Annotated in this window: 21 protein-coding genes; 19 read left to right on the plus strand and 2 right to left on the minus strand. The window is 58.5% G+C overall.

All coding sequences use genetic code 11. The features are described 5' to 3' along the window. Nucleotides 1-54: 54 nt before the first annotated feature. The 18 genes from ACZ41T_RS13170 to ACZ41T_RS13255 all read left to right on the plus strand — a co-directional run bounded on the left by ACZ41T_RS13170 (nt 55) and on the right by ACZ41T_RS13255 (nt 17,003). The gene (locus ACZ41T_RS13170; protein WP_464921835.1) at nt 55-867 is read left to right on the plus strand and encodes an ABC transporter ATP-binding protein; all 813 of its coding nucleotides are present in this window, start codon (nt 55-57) and stop codon (nt 865-867) included. Further along, nucleotides 860-1,648, plus strand: a complete 789-nt coding sequence (gene mlaE, locus ACZ41T_RS13175) for a lipid asymmetry maintenance ABC transporter permease subunit MlaE (RefSeq protein WP_464921836.1) — start codon at nt 860-862, stop codon at nt 1,646-1,648. The genes ACZ41T_RS13170 and mlaE overlap by 8 nt, the downstream gene beginning before the upstream one ends. Beyond that, entirely contained in the window at nt 1,649-2,116 is a 468-nt protein-coding gene (gene mlaD / locus ACZ41T_RS13180) for an outer membrane lipid asymmetry maintenance protein MlaD (RefSeq protein ID WP_464921837.1), read from the plus strand. It abuts the gene before it with no gap. Beyond that, nucleotides 2,113-3,510, plus strand: a complete 1,398-nt coding sequence (locus ACZ41T_RS13185; protein WP_464921838.1) for a TolC family protein — start codon at nt 2,113-2,115, stop codon at nt 3,508-3,510. The genes mlaD and ACZ41T_RS13185 overlap by 4 nt, the downstream gene beginning before the upstream one ends. Before the next feature lie 69 nt (nt 3,511-3,579). Next, nucleotides 3,580-4,215 (plus strand): MlaC/ttg2D family ABC transporter substrate-binding protein, encoded by a 636-nt coding sequence (locus tag ACZ41T_RS13190; protein WP_464921839.1) that lies wholly within the window; start codon nt 3,580-3,582, stop codon nt 4,213-4,215. Continuing rightward, the gene (locus ACZ41T_RS13195; protein WP_464921840.1) at nt 4,212-4,490 is read left to right on the plus strand and encodes an STAS domain-containing protein; all 279 of its coding nucleotides are present in this window, start codon (nt 4,212-4,214) and stop codon (nt 4,488-4,490) included. Before ACZ41T_RS13190 ends, ACZ41T_RS13195 begins: the two co-directional genes overlap by 4 nt. Continuing rightward, the gene (locus tag ACZ41T_RS13200) at nt 4,487-5,395 is read left to right on the plus strand and encodes an ABC transporter ATP-binding protein (RefSeq protein ID WP_464921841.1); all 909 of its coding nucleotides are present in this window, start codon (nt 4,487-4,489) and stop codon (nt 5,393-5,395) included. Before ACZ41T_RS13195 ends, ACZ41T_RS13200 begins: the two co-directional genes overlap by 4 nt. 181 nt (nt 5,396-5,576) lie before the next feature. After that, nucleotides 5,577-6,332: an ABC transporter permease gene (locus tag ACZ41T_RS13205; RefSeq protein WP_464921842.1), complete on the plus strand. Its 756-nt coding sequence runs from the start codon at nt 5,577-5,579 to the stop codon at nt 6,330-6,332. A gap of 27 nt (nt 6,333-6,359) precedes the next feature. After that, nucleotides 6,360-6,596: a BolA family protein gene (locus ACZ41T_RS13210; protein ID WP_464921843.1), complete on the plus strand. Its 237-nt coding sequence runs from the start codon at nt 6,360-6,362 to the stop codon at nt 6,594-6,596. Between the two features lie 297 nt (nt 6,597-6,893). After that, nucleotides 6,894-8,147, plus strand: a complete 1,254-nt coding sequence (gene murA, locus ACZ41T_RS13215) for a UDP-N-acetylglucosamine 1-carboxyvinyltransferase (RefSeq protein WP_464921844.1) — start codon at nt 6,894-6,896, stop codon at nt 8,145-8,147. Nucleotides 8,148-8,282: 135 nt separating this feature from the next. Next, nucleotides 8,283-8,945, plus strand: coding sequence for an ATP phosphoribosyltransferase (hisG, locus tag ACZ41T_RS13220; protein ID WP_464921845.1), 663 nt, complete (start codon nt 8,283-8,285; stop codon nt 8,943-8,945). Between the two features lie 33 nt (nt 8,946-8,978). Continuing rightward, nucleotides 8,979-9,263, plus strand: coding sequence for a type II toxin-antitoxin system Phd/YefM family antitoxin (locus tag ACZ41T_RS13225; RefSeq protein ID WP_464921846.1), 285 nt, complete (start codon nt 8,979-8,981; stop codon nt 9,261-9,263). Between the two features lie 29 nt (nt 9,264-9,292). After that, nucleotides 9,293-9,694, plus strand: coding sequence for a type II toxin-antitoxin system VapC family toxin (locus ACZ41T_RS13230; protein ID WP_464921847.1), 402 nt, complete (start codon nt 9,293-9,295; stop codon nt 9,692-9,694). A 471-nt stretch (nt 9,695-10,165) separates the two neighbouring features. Beyond that, entirely contained in the window at nt 10,166-12,001 is a 1,836-nt protein-coding gene (locus ACZ41T_RS13235; RefSeq protein ID WP_464921848.1) for a hypothetical protein, read from the plus strand. A 92-nt stretch (nt 12,002-12,093) separates the two neighbouring features. Further along, nucleotides 12,094-13,218 (plus strand): glycosyltransferase family 4 protein, encoded by a 1,125-nt coding sequence (locus ACZ41T_RS13240; protein WP_464921849.1) that lies wholly within the window; start codon nt 12,094-12,096, stop codon nt 13,216-13,218. Continuing rightward, on the plus strand, nt 13,218-14,210 hold the full coding sequence (locus tag ACZ41T_RS13245; protein ID WP_464921850.1) for a UDP-glucose 4-epimerase family protein: 993 nt from the start codon (nt 13,218-13,220) through the stop codon (nt 14,208-14,210). The genes ACZ41T_RS13240 and ACZ41T_RS13245 overlap by 1 nt, the downstream gene beginning before the upstream one ends. 14 nt (nt 14,211-14,224) lie before the next feature. Then, nucleotides 14,225-15,163 (plus strand): MraY family glycosyltransferase, encoded by a 939-nt coding sequence (locus ACZ41T_RS13250; protein WP_464921851.1) that lies wholly within the window; start codon nt 14,225-14,227, stop codon nt 15,161-15,163. Beyond that, complete coding sequence (locus ACZ41T_RS13255; protein ID WP_464921852.1) at nt 15,153-17,003, plus strand: polysaccharide biosynthesis protein; 1,851 nt, start codon at nt 15,153-15,155, stop codon at nt 17,001-17,003. The genes ACZ41T_RS13250 and ACZ41T_RS13255 overlap by 11 nt, the downstream gene beginning before the upstream one ends. A 207-nt stretch (nt 17,004-17,210) precedes the next feature. On the opposite strand, the gene ACZ41T_RS13260 is transcribed toward ACZ41T_RS13255, so the two are convergent. Next, the gene (locus tag ACZ41T_RS13260) at nt 17,211-18,275 is read right to left on the minus strand and encodes a glycosyltransferase family 10 domain-containing protein (RefSeq protein ID WP_464921853.1); all 1,065 of its coding nucleotides are present in this window, start codon (nt 18,273-18,275) and stop codon (nt 17,211-17,213) included. 46 nt (nt 18,276-18,321) lie between these two features. Continuing rightward, on the minus strand, nt 18,322-19,056 hold the full coding sequence (locus ACZ41T_RS13265) for a hypothetical protein (RefSeq protein ID WP_464921854.1): 735 nt from the start codon (nt 19,054-19,056) through the stop codon (nt 18,322-18,324). 554 nt (nt 19,057-19,610) lie between these two features. Between ACZ41T_RS13265 and ACZ41T_RS13270 the strand changes: the two genes are divergently transcribed. Next, nucleotides 19,611-20,612: a glycosyltransferase gene (locus ACZ41T_RS13270; protein ID WP_464921855.1), complete on the plus strand. Its 1,002-nt coding sequence runs from the start codon at nt 19,611-19,613 to the stop codon at nt 20,610-20,612. Nucleotides 20,613-20,662 lie beyond the last annotated feature (50 nt).

The following is a 20,662-nucleotide window of genomic DNA, read 5'->3' on the forward strand; positions in this document are numbered from 1 at the left end:
ACGTGTTTGCTCCGGTAAAATGGCAGCCCTCAACAAAGACACAGGCTGGATTTCTTGTACAACGACAATCTGGTCGAAATCGAGGGTGTCGAATTTGGCTATGGCGACCGCCCGGTTCTGAAGGGCGTCAACCTGACCGCCCGGCGCGGGCAGGTCATCGCCATCATGGGCAGCAGCGGTTGCGGCAAAACCACCCTTTTGCGCCTGATTGGCGGGCAGCTCAAGCCCGGCCAGGGACGGGTGCGGGTGGCGGGCCAATCGGTGGGCGAGCTCGGCCAGGCCGGCCTCTACCGTCTACGCCGCAAGATGGGCATGCTGTTCCAGTTCGGCGCACTGTTCACCGACATCTCGGTGTTCGACAACGTGGCGTTCCAGCTGCGCGAACACACCGATTTGCCGGAATACGCCATCCGCGACCTGGTGCTGATGAAGCTGCATGCGGTGGGTCTGCGCGGCGCGGCGCAGCTGATGCCGGCCGAGTTGTCCGGCGGCATGGCGCGGCGGGTGGCGCTGGCACGTGCGATCGCGCTCGATCCCATGCTGGTGATGTACGACGAACCGTTTGCCGGGCTCGACCCCATTTCTCTGGGCGTGACCGGCAACCTGATCCGCCGCCTGACCGACACGCTGGGGCTGACCTCGCTGGTGGTGACCCACGACGTGCAGGAGTCGCTTAAAATCGTCGATTACATTTATTTCGTCTCGGAAGGCGTGATCGTCGCCGAAGGCACGGCAGCGGATATCCGCGCGTCCGACTTGCCGTACGTGCACCAGTTCGTGCATGGCGAGGCCGATGGCCCGGTGCCGTTCCATTATCCGGCGCCACCCTATGCCGACGATTTGCGACTGGGAAAACAGCGTGCTTAAGCGATCGATTGAAAATCTGGGAAACCGCGCCATCCAGGTCGTCTGGCGCATCGGCTTTGCGGCCCGCTTCTTTGTGGCGGTGCTGCTGCACTCGGGCACCGCATTCCGCCGCTTCGGGCTGACCATCCGCGAGATGTACTTCACCGGCGTGCTCTCGCTCATCATCATCCTGGTGTCGGGGCTGTTCGTCGGCATGGTGCTCGGCCTGCAGGGCTACGAGACGCTGCTGACCTACGGCGCGGAAGAGGCGCTGGGCATCCTGGTGGCGCTGTCGCTGGTGCGCGAACTGGGGCCGGTGGTGGCGGCGCTGCTGTTCGCCAGCCGCGCCGGCTCGGCCATCACCGCGGAGATCGGTCTGATGAAGGCGACCGAGCAGCTGTCGGCGATGGAAATGATGGCGGTCGATCCGATCGCCCGTGTGGTAGCGCCGCGCTTTTGGGCCGGGGTGATCTCGATGCCGCTTTTGGCGGCGCTGTTCTCGGCCATGGGAGTTTTCGGCGGCTATCTGGTCGGCGTGCAGTTGATCGGCGTCGATGAAGGCGCGTTCTGGTCGCAGATGAAGAGCGCAGTCGACTTCGAGCAGGACATCCTCAACGGCGTCATCAAGAGCGTGGTGTTTGGCGTCGCCATCACCACCATCGCGCTGTTCGAAGGCTACGATGCGCCACCGACCGCCGAAGGCGTGTCGGGCGCCACCACGCGCACCGTGGTGACATCAAGCCTGGTCGTGCTGGCGCTAGACTTCGTTTTGACCGCATTCATGTTTCGGGGATTCAATTAAATGAACAGAACCATACTCGATCTCTGGGTGGGATTATTCGTCATCGCAGGCGTCGCCGCGCTGCTGTTCCTGGCGTTCAAGGTCGGCAGCACGAGTGCCGTCAGCGTGTCGAGCAGCTACGAAGTGGTTGCCCGCTTCGACAACATCGGCGGACTCAAGCCACGTGCACCGATTAAAAGCGCTGGGGTAGTGGTGGGCAGGGTGGCGGATATCCGTTTTGACAATGAGACTTACGAAGCCGCCGTTACCCTTCGGCTGGATAACCGCTATGCTTTTCCCAAGGACACCTCCGCCGCCATCCTGACCTCGGGCTTGCTGGGCGAGCAGTATATCGGGCTGGAAGCGGGGGGCGACAGCCGGATGTTGAAGAACCAGGATCAGATTTTCATCACCCAATCGGCCGTGGTGCTGGAGAATCTGATCGGACGGTTTATGTACGGCCAAGCTCAGGAAGGAGCGCCACAATGAAATTTGCCACAACCCGATTCAACCCAGTCACGCGCATGTTGCTGGCAGCCGGAATGCTTCTGGCCGCGCTGCCCGGACAGGCGGAAACCATTAACCTGCAGCAGGCCGTTCAAATGAGCCTCGCCGCCGATCCCCGCATCAAGGAGCGCGAACAGGTGGTCGAAGCCGCGCGCGGCATGCTGCAGGAAGTGCAGGGCAACGGCGGCTGGCGGGTCAGCGCCAACGCCTTTGTCGGGCTGGCACCCAAGGCCGATGGCGGCTTTTTTCAGAATCAGGGCGGTGACAACAATACCTGCAACACGCCACCCTGCACACTGAACTCTTCCGGAGACGATTGGAACGGCGTTTCCGACTGGACCCACCTCGACTTCGCGCTGATCAAGCCGCTCTATACCTTCGGCAAGATCGAACGTTACGGCGAGGCCGCGCAGGGCAATGTCGACCTCAAGCGCGGCGAGCTCAAGCAGACGCGCGGCGACACGGTATACGACACCAAGCGCGCCTACTTCGGCTATCTGACCGCACGCGATGTCCGGGTTTTTCTGGAAGACATGCAGGAGCGGATGCATCAGGCCATCGAATCGGTCGAGCGCAATCTCAAGGAAGAAACCGGCGAATCCAGGCAATCCGACCTGTATGCGCTGCAAACTGCAAAAGGCATGCTGGCCAAGTATGTGCACCAGTCGCGCGCGGTCGAGAAAATCAGCCTCGACGGCCTGAAGGTGCTGACCGGCGCCGGTCTGAAGTCCGATCTCGCGGTGGCCGACGAACGCATCGAGCCGGTAGCCTTCCCGCAGATCGATCTGGCCGGCCTGCAGTCGCGCGCCCTGCTTGAGCGTCCCGAAATGCAGCAGCTCGAAGCGGGGCTGCGCACCCGTCGTGCCCTGGTGGCCGCCAAAAAGGCCGACCGCATGCCGGACGTCTACGCCGGCGTGATCGGGCAATTCAACTATGCCTCGCAGCGCGAGCGGCTGGACAACCCCTACCTCAATGACCCCTTCAATGGCGGCGGCCTCACCCCGGTGGTCGGGGTGAAATGGGACAGCGTGTTCGGAGCGGCGAGTGCCCGCGTCGATCAGGCGCAGGCCGAGCTGGAAGCGCTCAACCACAAAAAAGCTTTTGCGGTGGCCGGCATTCCGTATGAAGTAGGTGAGGCCTATGCCAATGCCCGCGCCAACTATGATTCGCAACGCGATCTGGCCGAAGGCGCGGCAGCGGCGCGGCGCTGGATGGTGGCATCGCTGGCCGATTTTTCGGCCGGGCTCGAAAGCGCCGACAAGGTGGCCGACGCGATCAAAAACTATGCCCTGGCGCAGACCGAGTATTTGCGCACGATCAACGACTACAACATGAACGTGGCGCAGCTGGCGCGCCTGACGGGCGAACTCTGGTAGACAGCGGGCGTCTACGCCTTACCTTTGCCCGATTGATGCCTCCGATTTTCTCGAACAGGAACTCCTATTATGCTGCGCTCATTTTTACTGCTGCTAGCGTTACTGCTGGGGGCCAATGCCCCGGCGGCGCTGGCCGTCGAACCCCCGCCCGACGTGCTGACGCGTACCACCACGCAGGAAGTCATTACCATCCTGAAACAGGACAAGGAGCTTCAGCGCGGTAATCCAGCCAAGGTACATCAGCTGGTCGAAGCCAAAATCCTGCCCAACTTCGACTTCAACCGCATGACCCAGCTGGCCCTCGGCAAGCACTGGCCACGTGCCACGGCCGCGCAGAAACAATCGTTGGTGACCGAATTCCGCAACCTGCTGGTGCGCACCTATTCCAGTTCGCTCACCGCGTTCACCGACGAGGTCATCGAATTCAAGCCGCTGGCGATGAAGCCGGACGACACCGATGTGACCGTGCGTTCCGAAATCCGTCAGCCGGGCGGGCAACCGATCCCCATCAACTACAGCTTTTACAAAACGGCCTTCGGCTGGAAAGTTTACGATGTGACGATCGACGGCGTCAGTCTGGTGACCAATTACCGGGCCTCCTTCGCCAGCACCATCCGTCAAAGCGGGATAGACGGCTTGATCAAAACCCTGGCGGCCCAGTCGACGCGCGGTGAGGCCACGCCGGTTCCGCGCAGCGGCTCATGATTGCATGTGAGGGAACACGCTGTCGCATCACCGGCGCGGTGACCGTCGACAGCGTCGGCAGCCTGCTGCGCGAATTGCAGCCGCAGCTTGCACAAGGCATCGACATGCTGGACTTCAGCGGCGTCGAAACCGCCGATTCGGCTGCGCTCACCCTCATCTTCAGCGCCATGCGACAAGCCCGGCAGGCAGGCCGCACGCTGGCCTGCACCGGCTTGCCGGCCAGTTTCACCACCCTGGCCGAGTTGTACGGAGTATCCGAACTGTTGCCCGCATGAGCCAGGCACGTCCCGCGATCCATGTCGGCGATCTGCACAAGCGCTTTGGCGCCACCCAGGCGCTCGACGGCGTCTCGCTCGACATCCAGCCGGGCGAATTTTTCGGGCTCTTGGGCCCCAACGGCGCCGGCAAGACCACTCTGATTTCCGTCCTTGCCGGCCTTACTCGCGCCGATTCCGGCCACGCTGCCATCATGGGCCACGATGTGGTACGGGACTACCGCCAGTCGCGGCGCGCGCTGGGCGTGGTGCCGCAGGAACTCGTCTACGACCCCTTCTTCAACGTGCGAGAAACCCTGCACATCCAATCCAGCTACTTTGGCCTCAGGCACAACGACGACTGGATCGACGAGATCATGCATCACCTCGATCTTGTCCAGCACGCCGACAAGAATACGCAGAACCTGTCGGGGGGCATGAAGCGGCGACTGCTGGTGGCGCAAGCGCTGGTACACAAGCCGCCGGTCATCGTACTCGACGAGCCGACGGCCGGGGTCGACGTCGATCTGCGCCGCTCGCTGTGGGAATTTGTCAGTCGCCTCAACCGCGAGGGGCATACCGTCCTCTTGACCACGCATTATCTGGAAGAGGCCGAGGCGCTGTGTGGCCGCATCGCGATGCTGAAGAGCGGGCGGGTGGTCGCCTGCGATACCACGCGTAACCTGCTGCAATTGACCAACGAGCATTGCGCACAATTGCGGCTGGACAGGGACGAGGTGCCGATCGCCTGGCAGGATCGCCTGCTGCGCAATACGGACGGCAGCTGGCGCGTCAATTTCAGCGAATACACGGAACTGGAAATCCTGCTGGCCGACCTGCGTGGCGCGGGGGTGCGCGTGATTGAAATGCATTTGCAGGAACCCGATCTGGAGGATATCTTCACCGACATCATGAAGCGCACATGAGTTCTGAAATGCATTCACCACAGAGGCACAGAGGTATGTTCCGCAGGGACGGCATCCCTTGGGGCACGGAGAAGGACTTTTTGGTGTGCGTGTCATCAGGCGTGTTCATGCTTGATGATTTCAGTTTCTGCTTTGCTTTTTCTCCATGTCTCTGTGCCTCTGTGGTTCAAGGTTTTCGCGCATGAGCGGACTGTCGGCACTGTTCTACAAGGAACTCCTGCGCTTCTGGAAAGTGGCGGTACAGACCGTGGTCGCACCGGTGGTGATGGCGCTGCTGTATCTCCTGATTTTCTCGCATGCCCTTGAAACGCGTATCGAGGTCTACCCCGGCGTTTCATACACCAGCTTCCTGGTACCGGGGCTGGTGATGATGAGCATGCTGCAGAATGCCTTCTCCAACAGTTCGTCCAGTCTCATCCAGTCGAAGATGCAGGGCAACATCGTGTTCGTGCTGCTGCCGCCGCTGTCTTACCTGGAATTTTTTCTGGCCTATCTGGGCGCGGCGATCCTGCGCGGGCTGATCGTCGGGCTCGGTGTGTGGGCAGTGACCCTATGGTACGCGCCATTTCAACTGCCGCATCCGGGCTGGCTGCTGGCGTACGCGTTGCTGGCCTGTGCGATCATGGGCACGGTCGGCATCGTGGCGGGTATCTGGGCGGAAAAATACGACCAGCTGGCGGCGTTCCAGAATTTCCTCATCCTGCCCCTCACCTTTCTGTCCGGCGTGTTCTACTCGATTCACTCGCTGCCGCCCTTCTGGCAGGCCGTGTCGCGCGCCAACCCCGTGTTCTACCTGATCGACGGTTTCCGCTACGCATTTATTGGCCAGTCCGATGCCGATCCCTGGCTCGGCCTGCTGGTCGCCGGGGCCTGCTTTGTGGCAATATCCGCGCTCACCCTGATGCTGCTGAAGAGCGGCTACAAGCTCAGGCACTAGTACTGCGAAAGACGAGGCAAGACAAGCATGGTTACACCCGACGACATCAAAGGCTGGATCACCGAAAAACTGCCGTGCGATCATATCGAACTGGACGGCGATGGCCAGCATTTCCAGGCGGTGATCGTCAGCCCGGCCTTTGCCGGCAAGAACACGATCCAGCAGCACCGGCTGGTGTACGACACACTCGGTTCGCGCATGCATGCCGAGATCCATGCGCTGTCGATGAAGACTTACACCCCCGAAGACTGGGCCGCGCGCTAAACCTGGAAACCACAGTTGACCGCTCAAGGCCTTATGGAATATCGCATGGATACTGACCCTTCAGACTTCGATCGGGATCGCCGCCAGGCTCGGGTTCACTACGCACCCGCTGGCACGCCTGGTCGCGCGCCTGCCTTTGTCGCTCGTCGTTGCAGGCCCCGGCCTGCCGCCCACCCGCAAGGGGCAGGCCGTGGATGTAAAGCCGCTAAAGCGGCAACATCCACGCTCTCCTCGCTCCGCGGCAGCCACCCGCCCAGACGCACCATCGGGCGCGTTCAACTATGGTTTCCGGGTTAGATGGATGCGCTGTTGATTCACGGCGGCAACCCGCTTGCCGGTGAGGTGCGCATTTCCGGTGCCAAGAATGCAGCGCTGCCGATCCTGACCGCGAGTTTGCTGACCGCCGAGCCCTTGCGGCTCGGCAACGTGCCGCATCTCAAGGACATCAGTACCATGCTGGCGCTGCTCGGCCACATGGGCGTGCGCGTCACCCTCGACGACCAGAACCACGTCACCCTCTGTGGCGAATCCATTCCGCACAAGGAAGCACCCTACGAAATGGTGAAAACCATGCGTGCCGCCATCCTGGTACTGGGGCCGACGCTGGCGCGCTTCGGCGAAGCGCGCGTCAGCCTGCCCGGCGGCTGCGCCATCGGCTCGCGCCCGGTCGATCTGCACATCAAGGGCCTGCAGGCGATGGGGGCTGAAATCAGCATCGAGCACGGCTATATCCACGCCAAGTGCAAGCGCCTGCAGGGCGCGCGCATCGTGATGGACATGGTGACCGTCACCGGCACCGAAAACCTGATGATGGCCGCCGCGCTGGCCGAAGGCACCACCGTGTTGGAAAACGCTGCGCGCGAACCCGAGGTGGTCGACCTGGCGCACTGCCTGATCGCGATGGGTGCCAACATCGAAGGCGTCGGCAGCGACGTCATCACCATCCACGGCGTCGACGCGCTGCATGGCGCGGACCATTCGGTGATGGCCGACCGCATCGAGACCGGCACCTTCCTGGTCGCTACCGCGATGACTGGCGGGCGCGTGCGCACCACCCATGCGCAACCCGACACGCTCGACGCAGTCATGAGCAAGCTGCGCGAGGCGGGGGCGAAGGTCGAGGTGGGCCCCGACTGGATCGAGGTCGAATCCGACGGCAAGCTGAAAGCAGTCGATGTGCGTACCGCGCCGCACCCGGCGTTTCCCACCGACATGCAGGCGCAGTTCATGGCGATGAACACCATTGCCGAAGGCGCTGCCAGCGTCACCGAAACCATTTTCGAAAACCGCTTCATGCACGTGCAGGAACTGCGCCGCCTCGGCGCCAACATCGAAGTGTCCGGGCACACCGCGCTGGTGCGCGGCGTGCCGCGGCTCGACGGCGCCATCGTCATGGCCACCGACCTGCGCGCCTCCGCCTGCCTGGTGCTGGCCGGCCTGGTCGCGGCGGGGGAGACCACCATCGAGCGCATCTACCACCTCGACCGCGGCTACGAACGTATCGAGGAAAAGCTCACCCAGCTCGGCGCGCGCATCAGGCGCGTGCACTGAAGCCATGCAGATACCGTCATTGCGAGCAACGCGAAGCAATCCAGAACGCCAGCAGAATCGAAAGGCCCTGGGTCGCCACACCCTGCGGGCTCGCGATGACGGCCTGGATGAATGTAATCCCCGACACAAACCAACATGACCTACTCCGGAATCACCCTCGCCCTGTCCAAGGGCCGCATCTTCGAAGAAACCCTGCCGTTGCTGGCGGCGGCTGGTATTACGCCGTCCGAGAACCCCGAGTCCTCGCGCAAGCTCATCATCGGCACCAACCGCGCCGACGTGCGGCTCATTATCGTGCGCGCCAGCGATGTCCCCACCTACGTCCAATACGGCGCCGCCGACCTCGGCATCGCCGGCAAGGATGTGCTCAACGAGCACGGCGGCAACGGCCTCTACCAGCCGCTCGACCTGCAAATCGCGTGCTGCCGCATGATGGTCGCCGTGCGCGAAGGCTACGACTACGCCGGGACAGTGAAACAGGGCGCGCGCATCCGCGTCGCCACCAAATACATCAATGCAGCGCGCGACCATTTTGCCGGCAAGGGTGTGCATATCGACCTTATCAAGCTGTATGGCTCGATGGAACTGGCCCCGCTGGTCGGCCTGTCCGACGTCATCGTCGACCTTGTCTCCAGCGGTGGCACCCTCAAGGCCAACGGCCTGGTTGCGGTGGAACATATCTGCGACATCAGTTCGCGCCTTGTGGTAAATCAGGCTGCGCTCAAGCTCAAGCGCGGGTTGGTCCAACCCGTGATCGATGGCTTCTCGTCGGCGGTCGGCGCACGCGACGCTGTATAACGGCCTCGATATGATTATGGCTATAATGGCCAAATGAAAACCGCTTCAATATCCACCACCAAAAATCAGTTGAGTGCGCTGATTGAACAAGTGCGCCACGGCGAGACCATCCTCATCACCGACCACGACCGGCCGGTCGCCCGGCTCATCCCGGTCGTGAGTGAAAACGGCCAATCGGATGAGCTTGCACTTCTGGAACGCAAAGGTATCCTGCGGCGAGGCCATGGAACGGCCTGTCGTTTGGCACCGTCCTCCGTACCACAGCAGCATGCCAGCGCACTTCAGGCTTTGCTGGAAGAACGCGAGTCGGGGCGGTGAAATTCTGGGATAGCTCTGCAATTCTGCCGTTGCTGGTTGAAGAAGCGGGCACGCCCTCAGCCCTCGGCTATTACGAAAACAACCCGGAAATCGTTGCATGGTGGGGAACCCCGGTGGAGTGCGCTTCCGCCTTGGCCAGGCTCGAATGCGAAGCCAAGCTTACTTCGACAGAAATAACGCTGGCGTTGGGTCAATTGGCAGCGCTGCAGGCAGCCTGGCATGAAGTGCAACCCCTGGACAGCGTGCGCCAAGTCGCTCAACGCCTGTTGCGGCTTCACCCTTTGCGTGCCGCCGATTCACTGCAATTGGCGGCAGCGCTGCTTGTCTGCGAGCATAGACCGCAAGGTTGGCAATTCGTATGCCTGGATACGCGCTTGAGTCTGGCGGCCGAGCGCGAAGGCTTTATGGTCATCCGAAATTTTACGGATTGAACGAGGGGAGGTGGTATGAGATCCCCCGCAGTGTTCAACGGAAAAAGCGCGCCAAGCTGCAATCAGGCTCAAGCAGGCCAATTTCCATAACGCTATCCGCCACAAGGTCTCGCATAACGCCCTGTCCGAATGCCTGCAACGGTGCAACTACCGCCTTGCCAAGGCTCCCCGGGATGGCCGCATCTACGTGGTCATTACTCAGATGAGCTGCAAGTTGATTCGACCTATTGGTCAGCGAGGGCGGACTTGCGATAGCGATAATGGTCAACTGGCATGTTTATTTAAGGGCGAAATCGCGGATTTTTATACCAGGAAGGGCGAAAGAGCTGTCACAGCGGTAATAAAACGAGACGGCGCTACGAAAAAAGACGTGGTTTACAATTTTCTGAAGAAATTGAACTGGATTTGGTTGTGCTCGTCAATAAAGGCGCAATCCACTAAAAAATCTAACTGTGCAGAATATTTTTTATTATGTTAGAGCAATTAGAAAAAAACAAGAAACTGTATAGCTTCGATCTGTTCGATACGTTAATTTCTCGCCCGTTGAAGAGACCTTTCCATGTGTTTGACTTGGTCGAATGCACGGGTGTGGTCAATTATCGTTTTTCGGGCTTTAGCGTTTTTGGCTTTCGGCGCTGGCGTGTTATGGCGGAGCGTGTCGCAAGGAAGCTCAGCAAAAAAGAAGATATTTCCATATGGCAAATTTACCGGGTGTTGGGTTGGGTCGTTCTGAATCCGGCTATGGTGCTCAAGCAGGAACTAGCCCTTGAGCGCGCCCTTCTAAAGCCAATTCCGGAAAATGTTCATGTTGTCACATCGCTGGTCGATCAAGGCAAGCAGTGCTGCATTGTTACCGATATGTACTTGCCCCTCTGGTTCTTGCGCAAAATCGTTCAAGAACATGTGGCGCACGGCGTCAAAATTTTTGCATCGTCAAGTTTCGGGGCAACAAAGCACAGTGGAAACTTATACAAGCTGGTCGCCGAACATTACGGCCTGGATTTTTCAGAAATCCAGCATGTTGGTGATAATCACTATTCGGATTGCATCGTTCCAGAGCGGCTAGGATTGGCGGTAAATAGAATGCCTGACCGCTCGGTTAGAGACTCTTCCAGAAGCATATTCGAATACTTCACGCCACATGATGATTTTCAAGACAATACATTAGCCAAACTTGGATATTCCCTGGTTGGGCCAGCCTGTGTTGCCTTTGCAAAGTTCATCAAGGATGATGTCGAACGCAGGGGGATCGACAAGGTTTTCTTTTGCGCGCGAGATACTTATCTTATCAAGGAGGCGTTTGATAAACTCGCCGCTGAAGCAACAAGTCGTTATTTGAGATTGTCGAGACGTGCTTTGTATGTACCTGCATTTTCATGCCATAAAAATAAAGAGCGTCTGTTTGAGCGGCGCATTTCTGGGCGAGAGTTCTTTGAGCGGATTGATGTTGTGCCGCCTGAGAACATCGTTGATCTTGATCCATGCAAAAACAAACCACTTTTCATGCAAGCGCTTAAGGAAAGCGATTTTTTCCAGCGTTCGGAGGAAGACGCGACTGTTCTGCTTGATTACCTTAAAAATCAGGATTTTTCCGGTAATGTGGCTTTGGTTGATCTCGGTTGGAGGGGAACATTACAGGAGTCCCTGAAATCGGTCATTGGAAAACAGTGCAAAATGACCGGATATTATTTTGGCAGCATTGTCAGGTCGGAAGATAGGCATGGATTCTATTTTGATGATTGCACGCCACGGAGGCGGTTTTCAAGAATTTTTCAGGCGCTTCCGGTTTTTGAGTTTTTGTTTACAGAGCCTGTGCGAAGCTTGAAGCGTATTTGCCGTAACAATGATGAGTTTAGCTATGAATATGTCGATGATGAGCAGCAGAAACAAATCGAGTTGAGACAGGAAATTGCGAAAGGATGTAGGCAATTTATTGAAGACTATGGAAGAGTAGCAAATATTCTGCATTGCGACAGCAGGCTTTATCTCAGGTCTCTCGATGTTTTGTTCAATCGCTATCTGATCAAGCCAGATACTGAAATTATTGAGGCCTTTAGTGGTATTGGTCATGCTGAAGGCTTTGGCGGCAGCAAATACGCACAGATAGTCAATAAAGAGGCGTTCACATTTTCCGGCTACAGAAATTCATATTGGCGTGCTGCTTATGTTTTTACCGCCAAGGGTTTCATGGGTTTTCTGGGCCGACGATTGCATTCCGTGGTTTATTCACCAATGGTGGTGGGCCTTATATACAAAAGGCATGGCCTGGCGCTGAAGACGGGGCGGCTGAAACGCAGTAGAGCCTGATTCGCAACATAACACTAAGGGTGCGCTGAACTGTTCTCCCGTGTCCACAAGAATGGTTGTCACGTGGAGGCATTGCAGCCGGAGGCTGAAAAATGAAAACCCTTGCCATTATTTCTATCCAGGCTTTTTCGCTGGTCAACTTTCGCGGACCGTTGATTCAGGCGCTGGTAGCAACCGGTGCGCGTGTTTATGCCTTGGCGCCAGACTACAGCGATGAACTCCGGCAACAGGTTAAGGCGCTGGGCGCAGAGCCTGTTGATTATGATTTTGCTCGCACGGGGATGAACCCCTTGCGCGATGCCTTCGACGCGCTCAAGCTGGCCCTCGTGCTGCGCCGCCTGCGGCCAGATGTGACCTTGGGATACTTCATTAAACCAGTGGTTTTTGGCACCTTGGCGGCCTGGTTGGCGCGGGTTCCGCGACGGGTGACGATGATTGAAGGCTTGGGCTATATCTTTACCGAAAATGGCGAGGCCTGGTCACGCAAGCGTCGATTGCTGCGTACTGGCGTATCGTGGCTGTATCGTTTGGCACTGTCTCGGGCGTATAGGGTTATTTTTCTAAACAAGGACGATCTCGCAGAGTTTGTGCATGGTGGTTTGGTTGACCCGACCAAGGTTAGCTGTTTGGGTGGAATAGGCATTGATTTGAATGAATGGTCTGAATTCCCGCCTTGTACCCAGCCCATTACCTTTTTGCTGGCTGCGCGCCTGTTACGTGAAAAAGGTATTGTCCAATACGCCGACGCAGCAAGATTGGTAAAGGCCCAATACCCAGCGGTGCGCTTTGTGTTGCTGGGAGGGCTGGACCCCAATCCCGGCAGCCTGCAACACGCCGAAGTGCAAGCTTGGGTCGATGAAAACCTGCTGGAATGGCCCGGCCATGTGCCGGTGCAGCCCTGGCTGGCGCAGACCAGCGTTTATGTGTTGCCGTCTTACTACCGTGAGGGCGTGCCCCGCAGCACCCAAGAGGCCATGGCCATGGGGCGCGCGGTGATTACCACCGATGCGTTTGGCTGCCGCGAAACGGTGGAGGATGGCGTCAACGGATTTTTGGTGCCAATACGTGATGCGACTGCTTTGGCGACTGCCATGCTGCGCTTTATCGAGACTCCCGATCTGATCAAAACCATGGGACATAAGAGCAGATTGCTGGCGGAGGCGCGTTTTGATGTGCACGTGGTCAATGCCAAGTTGCTTGAGGTGTTGGAAGTGTGATGAATGCAGACTTGCCCAAAGTGCTTGTCACCGGCGCGGCCGGGTTTGTGGGCCGGGCGCTGGTTTCCGAGTTGCTGATCAAAGGCTATCAAGTAAAGGCGCTTGTTCGTAAGGTTTGGGGGGAGTTGCCTGTTGAGGCTGGACAGGTGGTGGGGGATTTGACGGCATTGGTCGATGGTGATTCTTCAGCGTTTCCCCAGAATGATAGTGTGGGCCTGGGCGGCAGCATGTTTGCGGGTGTGGATGTTGTTGTCCACCTGGCTGCGCGGGTACACGTGATGGACGACACGGATCAAAATCCGCTGGCGTCGTATCGGGCAACCAATCTTGACGCCACGCTCAATCTTGCCCGACAGGCGGCCGATGCCCGGGTGAAACGCTTCGTCTTCATCAGCACGATCAAGGTCAACGGCGAGGGAGGCGATGCCGCCTATCGGGAAATCGATGCACCCGCTCCCGCGGACGCGTATGCGATTTCAAAATGGGAGGCCGAACAGGGTTTGTGGCGAATCGCCCGGGAAACCGGACTGGAAGTTGTCATTCTGCGCCCGCCACTGGTTTACGGTCCTGGTGTGAAAGCGAATTTCTTGCGGTTGATGCAATGGGCTCATAAGGGCTGGCCGCTTCCGCTGGGGGCGATTCGCAATCGCCGCAGCCTGTTGTATCTGGGTAATTTAGTCGATGCGATCCGGCTGTGCGTCGAGCACCCGGCCGCTGCGGGGCAGACTTTTCTGTTGGACGATGGCGAGGCGGTTTCGACACCAGACCTGATTCGTGCAGTGGCGCATGCCATGAGCCGAACTGCGCGCCTACTGGCGGTTCCAGTGAGGGTGATCGAATTTGCCGGCGTACTTTTAGGAAAACGCGCCGCGGTAGCACGTCTGACGGGTTCGTTGTGGGTGGACAGTTCGTTGATCCGGTCGCAGCTGAACTGGACGCCGCCATATTCAATGGAAGCCGGGCTGGCGGCAACGGTGGCCTCTTTACAATGAAGGGGTTTGCTGTCATGTCCGCCTTCATCGTCTGCTGGATGGTGCTGGCCTGGCTTCTGCAACGCCGCCGTCTTCCGATGGACCATCCCAATGTGCGTTCGCTGCACGTAACGCCGACGCCACGCATCGGCGGATTGGGCATGATGGCCGGGGTGGGCGTCGCCAGCCTATGGCTGGCTGACGCGGTTCTGCTGCCAGCGATGCTGGCAGCGTTTGCCCTGGCTGCACTGTCGTTGCTGGACGATGTGCGGAGCCTATCGATGGTGGCGCGCTTGCTGGCGCATTTTGTTGCGGCCGTGGCATGCCTGCTGGCGCTGGGCTTGACCGGCTGGGCGCTGGTCGGGGCGACTCTTGCAGTGGTCTGGATGACCAATCTGTACAACTTCATGGACGGCACGGACGGGCTGGCGGGCGGCATGGCCGTAATCGGATTTGGCGCGCTGGCGCTGGCGGCAATGCTGGGCGATGCGCCGGGGCTGGCCGCATTCTGCGCGGCGATTGCGGCGGCGGCGCTGGCGTTCCTGCGCTTCAACTTCCCACCGGCACGGGTGTTCATGGGCGATACGGGGTCGATTCCGCTTGGGTTCCTGGCGGCGTCATTGGGCATTGTGGGCACGATGCAGCATGTGTGGCCGTGGCTGTTCCCGCTGCTGGTGTTCTCGCCGTTTATCGTCGATGCCAGCGTGACGCTCATCCGGCGCGCGCTGCGCGGAGAAAGAGTCTGGCGAGCGCACCGCTCGCATTATTATCAGCGGGTTGTGCTGCTCGGCGCGTCGCATCGCCAGCTTGCCCTGGCAGCCTATGCGTTGATGCTGGCGGCGGCCGCGCTGGCCTTCGCGCTGCTGCTTTTTCTGCAATACACCGCATGGTTGCTTATACTGTCGGCCGCTATATATCTCCTGATTTTTCTGCCCATCGATTGGTGCTGGCACCGTATTCCAAATGAACCTTAGTTCCCGCACCGTCGGCATCATCCTGCATGACATTCTGGCTGCGTGCCTTGCCTGGCTGGGAGCATACTGGCTGCGCTTCAATCTGGATATGCCCGCCGAGTTCCAGGCGGCGGCGCTGACCACGCTGGTTTGGGTGGTGCCGCTGCAGGCTGTGGCATTCTGGCGCTTCGGCCTGTATCGCGGTATCTGGCGTTTTGCCAGCCTGCCCGACCTTAAGCGCATTGTGCTGGCCATCGGCCTGGCGGCACTGCTGGTTCCGCTGGTGTTGGTTCTGTTCAGTATCGGTACGATAGTGCCGCGTTCAGTGCTGATTCTCGACCCGCTGCTGCTGGTGATCCTGATGGGTGGCAGTCGCATGGCCTATCGGGCCTGGAAAGAGCATCGCCTGGCCAGTGTCTTGCACCCGGACAGCAAGCCGGTGCTGGTGGCTGGCGCCGGATCGGCGGCGGACTTCTTGCTGCGCGAACTGGCACGCAATCCGTCAGGGTTTCATGTTGTGGGTCTGCTGGACGACAGCCGTGACAAGCAGGGACGGCTGGTGCAGGGGATTCCGGTGTTGGGAACGCTGGACGATGTCGCGGCCTACGCACAAAGCATGGGCGTTGACGATGTGGTGCTGGCGCTGCCATCGGCTGCACATGAGGTGCGCAAGCGCATTACCCGGATATGTGCCGAAGCCGGGCTGAATGTACTGACCGTGCCCTCGCTCGAAGACCTGGTGGCAGGCCGGGTATCGGTGTCAAGCTTGCGCCCTATCGAACTTGACGACTTGCTGGGGCGCGACCCGGTGGAACTGGACGACAGCGGCCTGCACCAGTTATTGACCGGCCAGGTAGTGATGGTGACTGGCGCAGGTGGTTCGATCGGTTCGGAACTGTGTCGCCAGATTGCGCGTTTCGATCCCGCGCGACTTGTATTGTTCGAGCAGTCAGAGCTGGCGCTGTATGCGATGGAGGAGGAATTGTCGACACGTTTCCATGGGTTGCAGATTGCACCGGTGATCGGCGATGTGAAGGACGCAGTCTGGGTGAATCAGGTGATGGCCGGGCATCGACCTGCCGTGGTGTTCCACTCGGCGGCTTACAAGCACGTACCCTTGATGGAGGGCTGTAACGCTTGGGAGGCGGTGCGCAACAACGTGCTGGGCACTCAGGTTGTCGCGGCAGCGGCGCAGGCGCATGGGGTAGGCAAGTTTGTGATGATCTCCACCGACAAAGCGGTCAACCCGACCAATGTCATGGGCGCGACCAAGCGGCTGGCCGAGATGACCTGCCAGGCGATGCAAAAGCCGAGCGGCACGCGCTTCGTGTCGGTGCGCTTCGGTAACGTGCTCGGCTCGTCCGGCAGCGTGATTCCAAAGTTCCAGAAACAGATCGAAACGGGTGGGCCGGTGACGGTGACGCATCCTGAGATCACGCGCTTTTTCATGTCGATCTCTGAAGCCGCGCAACTGGTGCTGCAGGCGGGCCTGATGGGCGAGGGCGGCGAGATTTTCGTGCTCGACATGGGCGAGCCGGTGAAAATCGCCGAGCTGGCCAGACTCATGATTCGCCTGTCCGGCGCGGACGAAGACCGCATCCGCATCGAATACACTGGCCTGCGACCCGGCGAAAAGTTGTACGAGGAACTCCTCGCCGATGACGAATCGACGCTGCCGACGCCGCACCCGAAGTTGCGGGTGGCGAAGGCGCGGGCAGCCGATGCCGGCTGGTACGCCGAATGTCTGGCCTGGCTGGCCCATCCGGACACATTCGACGAAGCGACGGTCAAGCGCCAGTTGAAGACCTGGGTGCCGGAATATCAGCCGGAATTGGTGCCAGACATGAACACCATGTTGTAGCAAAACTTGGCCGCGCCCTTGTCGCCAAGCGGGGCGCGTCAGTCGATTTTTGATCATTGCGCATTGATGAGAGACGTCGCGCGGCGCGCGTTTCATGGCGCGAAAATCCTGCCAGAAAGCGCTATTTTGCGCTGATCTGTCTTCGACAAATCACAGGTTAGACCGTCGCTGATACAGATACTGATGGCAGCACTATCAGCGTAGATTTTAGTGTTTGCGAATCAGATGGACTGCGCGTGCGCGTGCTTTCCCATACATGTCCCGCAGGCTGACGCCCCAGCTTCTTTTTCGCAAGGCGTGACGCGAATAAATTGTGTGGTCAGTGCTGTTTTTAAAGCCGGAATGATGACGTTTTTCTATTTCGCGTGAAATCACTGCGAAAAAGTTATATTCGAAAAGCACACGGCGGCGGGCTTCGATGATGGCGGGAAGCCGTTTCTCATACTCGTTGTTGGATATGGCCTGGTGGATGATGCGTGTAGCGTCTTCCGGGTTTTTTATGTCGATGGTTATGAAGCTTTCTGCCGGGAAGTAGTCCGTGGCATTGGGGGAGCCGCAGTAAAACGGCAAGGTCATGCCCAGAAATGCATCCGTCAGTTTTTCCGTCCAGTGGTGAGGACCAATGTAGTTCTCTATGGCCACATGATAACGGTAGGCATCCAAGGCATCGGCCTTGTCGTCCAGAGGACGTGCGCCCCGGCCAAAGACATCCATCTCCGGCATGTTGTCCATCAGATGGCGCATGAATTCATGGCGCCGCCAGTGCAGGGTGTGCCGCATGCTTTTGGGCGAAAACACCATGGACAGATCGTGGGTCTTGGCGGTAGGGGGGTGGGACTCCATCTCGTCGAAGGGGACGATGCGTTTGGTGCCGACGCCGTAGAACCAGTGCAAGGCAGGCTGCGAGTAAATGCGTCGCGGGTGAGGTAAGGCCCATTCTTCCTGGCTGGTGAGCACGACACCAAACTGGCGAGTGAAGTCATTGCCATATATCTTTATGGACGAAGGTTCGGTCGTTACCAGGATGCTGTTGGAGGCCGCACACACCAGTGCTTCGCTGCTCCGGCTTTTGGTCTCGCCTTTCCCCGGCGGGATGTCGTCGTAAACCACCAGCCAGTCGTAATCTCTTGCGTCACGGTCAAATAGATAGTTGCAGCGCCCCCACCGCCCATTGCCATGCGGCAGTTGATGCAGCCAGTGCTCGGCCGGAAAACGGCTAATCAATTTGACCCGGATCTCATCTCCGGGAAGCGCGGGTTCAGTCTGCGTCACGAATATCCAGTTCGGTACTCAAATCAGGCAAGGTTCAACGGGCCGTTTACTCGTGCCAATAATCCGCTATCCATTTCGTCGGCAAAATATGCTTGTAAAGTCGCTTGTACCATTTGGCTGGCCAGATTCCCAATACCGCGTCGGGGGGGTTGGGATCGCCTGGGAACGCGATGACGTGGGCGCTTTCTGGTCTTGTCGGCGCCTTCCACCAGCGTTGTGGCATGGGTGGGATGCAGTGCGTCTTGAATAGTGCGCACCATTCGTCGGGCCAGAAGGCCATTTCAGAAACGGTGCGGGAAATATAGATTTGCTCATTGTTATAGCTTGCGAGTATCGATTTGAATTCAGGTACCAGACGGTTGTAGATATAGGGATGCTTGCCTACCCTGAAACGAAATACCGATGTGTTGCCGATCCTCTGTCCGGGCTGGGTCCAGTTCTGCATGACCACGAATGTTTTTTCCGGTTCGAAGTCGAAAAAATCATCCAGCGTTCCGGTTACGATAACGTCAAGATCAAGGAATAACCAATCACCCTCCATGCCGGGGAGTTCGCTGGCCCAAAGCGAAATTTTGCGCCATCCAGTATTATTGTAAGGAGGGGGGAGCGACACGGTTGGGCACGGGAGACATTCGACTTCGCTGCGTATTCCAGTCGGATCGTCGGTCAAACATACAAAGCGTATCGGGCCCTGGATGTTTCTGCGGACCATTCCGTACAATTTGTTCGCATACTCGGCCGGGTACTTGGGCCCCCACTTCATGCAGACAATCTGTTTCATGGTTTTGGATTAAAAATCAAGTGTCAAAAATGGCAAAGCGGGTTCTGAATTATCAGCGCGAACTCGGTTCATCAAGCTATTTCATTCGTGTTCGCCATGAAATGCGGGAGCATTACTCTCCTGCGATCAAGGGCAGGGATCAGCCTCTCTCGACGAGAAAGTGTAACTTGGATCAAGTCCTGGTCTAAATCGTATTGGCTCTATAGTGTCGCATGCTTGCCAGGCTTTCCAGTAGATTTATCATGGATCCTTTTACGGCCCGTCGTGCGATCAATGTCTGTGATTGAGAAACAGGCATGTAACTGGATCGATGGCCGATCGACATGGCTGTAATGCCGAAATGCCTTCGAAGAATTCGAAGCGTTCTGGATTGTCCTATGCCGCCGTGAATGGTGAGGTTTGCCTCTGGATATCTACACTTTCCTACACCCTATCGCACATGGCGATGGTTTGGTCGGTGCAGTGTGTTCTTTGAATGATGGAAAAGTGAGGTAAGTGTGCCCAGTGTACTCTGGTGGGGGCGTTTCGATCCTGGTTACTCGCGCAACCGCGTCTTGCGCAAGTTGCTGGTTGAGATGGGTTGGCAGGTCAAGGATTTCCATCCTAAGCTTGCCGCAGTGGCCGACTGGGAAGCATGGCTGCATCGGGTACCCAAACCCGATTTGGTCTGGGTACCCTGTTTCAGGCAGCGCGATCTGGCTGCAGCGAGCCGCTGGGCCAGAAGGCATGGCATTCCGTTGATATTCGATCCGCTCATCTCGGCCTATGACAAACAGATGGATGAGCGCGGAAAACTGAACGTGGCGAGTTCGCGTGCGCGAAGGTTGTTATCTTGGGAGCGTATGCTGTTTCGGCGTGCAAACCGGGTTGTCGCCGATACGCCCAGCCACGCCGACTACTTCGCACAGGTGCTGGAAGTCGGAAGAAAAAATATCGAGGTGATTTACGTGGGCGCAGAAGAGGCGCTTTTCAGGCCTCAGCTCTATCTTGCCGAGAATTTGCGTGTGCCCCTGGAAGTATTGTTTTACGGCAGTTTTATTCCGCTCCAGGCGCCGCAGGTGGTCATCGAGGCTGCCAGATTGTACCGGGGTGCGCCGGTGAAATGGGTTCTCCTTGGGCAGGGGCCATTGCGCAAGATATGCGAGGAGCGTGCCCAGGGCCTTGCAAACGTTGCGTTTGAAGACTGGTTACCATATGAGAAGCTTCCGGAACGCATTCATCAGGCCGATATCCTGTTGGGCGTATTCGGCACCACGCCGAAGGCGGGGAGAGTCATTCCCAACAAGGTGTTCCAGTCGCTCGCGTGTGGTAGACCCGTGGTAACACGGTCGGCCGGCGCTTACCCGGAAGCCTTGATCGCTGAAGAGAATAGCGGCCTTGAGTGGATTCCTGCCGGGGATGCTCAAGCACTGGCTGACCGCGTGGCGATCCTGGTGGCGAATCCAGACAAACTGCGGCAGCTTGGCGAGGCCGCTGTAGAAACAAGTCACCAATATTTCTCCGAGACGGTGGTGCGACGACAGTTGAAAAATGCACTTGAAGGCCTGGTTGCTTGAGCTGGGCAGCAGGTCGAAATGGCTCGCGGCGGCCTGGACATAAATGCCCG

Source organism: Thiobacillus thiophilus, assembly GCF_055378705.1.

Excerpts from the sequence above, each read along its gene's own strand:
- mlaD (WP_464921837.1), top strand. The coding sequence starts at position 1,649 with ATGAACAGAACCATACTCGATCTCTGGGTGGGATTATTCGTCATCGCA.
- ACZ41T_RS13185 (WP_464921838.1), top strand. The coding sequence starts at position 2,113 with ATGAAATTTGCCACAACCCGATTCAACCCAGTCACGCGCATGTTGCTG.
- ACZ41T_RS13190 (WP_464921839.1), top strand. The coding sequence starts at position 3,580 with ATGCTGCGCTCATTTTTACTGCTGCTAGCGTTACTGCTGGGGGCCAAT.
- ACZ41T_RS13195 (WP_464921840.1), top strand. The coding sequence starts at position 4,212 with ATGATTGCATGTGAGGGAACACGCTGTCGCATCACCGGCGCGGTGACC.
- ACZ41T_RS13200 (WP_464921841.1), top strand. The coding sequence starts at position 4,487 with ATGAGCCAGGCACGTCCCGCGATCCATGTCGGCGATCTGCACAAGCGC.
- ACZ41T_RS13205 (WP_464921842.1), top strand. The coding sequence starts at position 5,577 with ATGAGCGGACTGTCGGCACTGTTCTACAAGGAACTCCTGCGCTTCTGG.
- ACZ41T_RS13210 (WP_464921843.1), top strand. The coding sequence starts at position 6,360 with ATGGTTACACCCGACGACATCAAAGGCTGGATCACCGAAAAACTGCCG.
- murA (WP_464921844.1), top strand. The coding sequence starts at position 6,894 with ATGGATGCGCTGTTGATTCACGGCGGCAACCCGCTTGCCGGTGAGGTG.
- hisG (WP_464921845.1), top strand. The coding sequence starts at position 8,283 with ATGACCTACTCCGGAATCACCCTCGCCCTGTCCAAGGGCCGCATCTTC.
- ACZ41T_RS13225 (WP_464921846.1), top strand. The coding sequence starts at position 8,979 with ATGAAAACCGCTTCAATATCCACCACCAAAAATCAGTTGAGTGCGCTG.
- ACZ41T_RS13235 (WP_464921848.1), top strand. The coding sequence starts at position 10,166 with ATGTTAGAGCAATTAGAAAAAAACAAGAAACTGTATAGCTTCGATCTG.
- ACZ41T_RS13240 (WP_464921849.1), top strand. The coding sequence starts at position 12,094 with ATGAAAACCCTTGCCATTATTTCTATCCAGGCTTTTTCGCTGGTCAAC.
- ACZ41T_RS13245 (WP_464921850.1), top strand. The coding sequence starts at position 13,218 with ATGAATGCAGACTTGCCCAAAGTGCTTGTCACCGGCGCGGCCGGGTTT.
- ACZ41T_RS13250 (WP_464921851.1), top strand. The coding sequence starts at position 14,225 with ATGTCCGCCTTCATCGTCTGCTGGATGGTGCTGGCCTGGCTTCTGCAA.
- ACZ41T_RS13255 (WP_464921852.1), top strand. The coding sequence starts at position 15,153 with ATGAACCTTAGTTCCCGCACCGTCGGCATCATCCTGCATGACATTCTG.
- ACZ41T_RS13265 (WP_464921854.1), bottom strand. The coding sequence starts at position 19,056 with ATGAAACAGATTGTCTGCATGAAGTGGGGGCCCAAGTACCCGGCCGAG.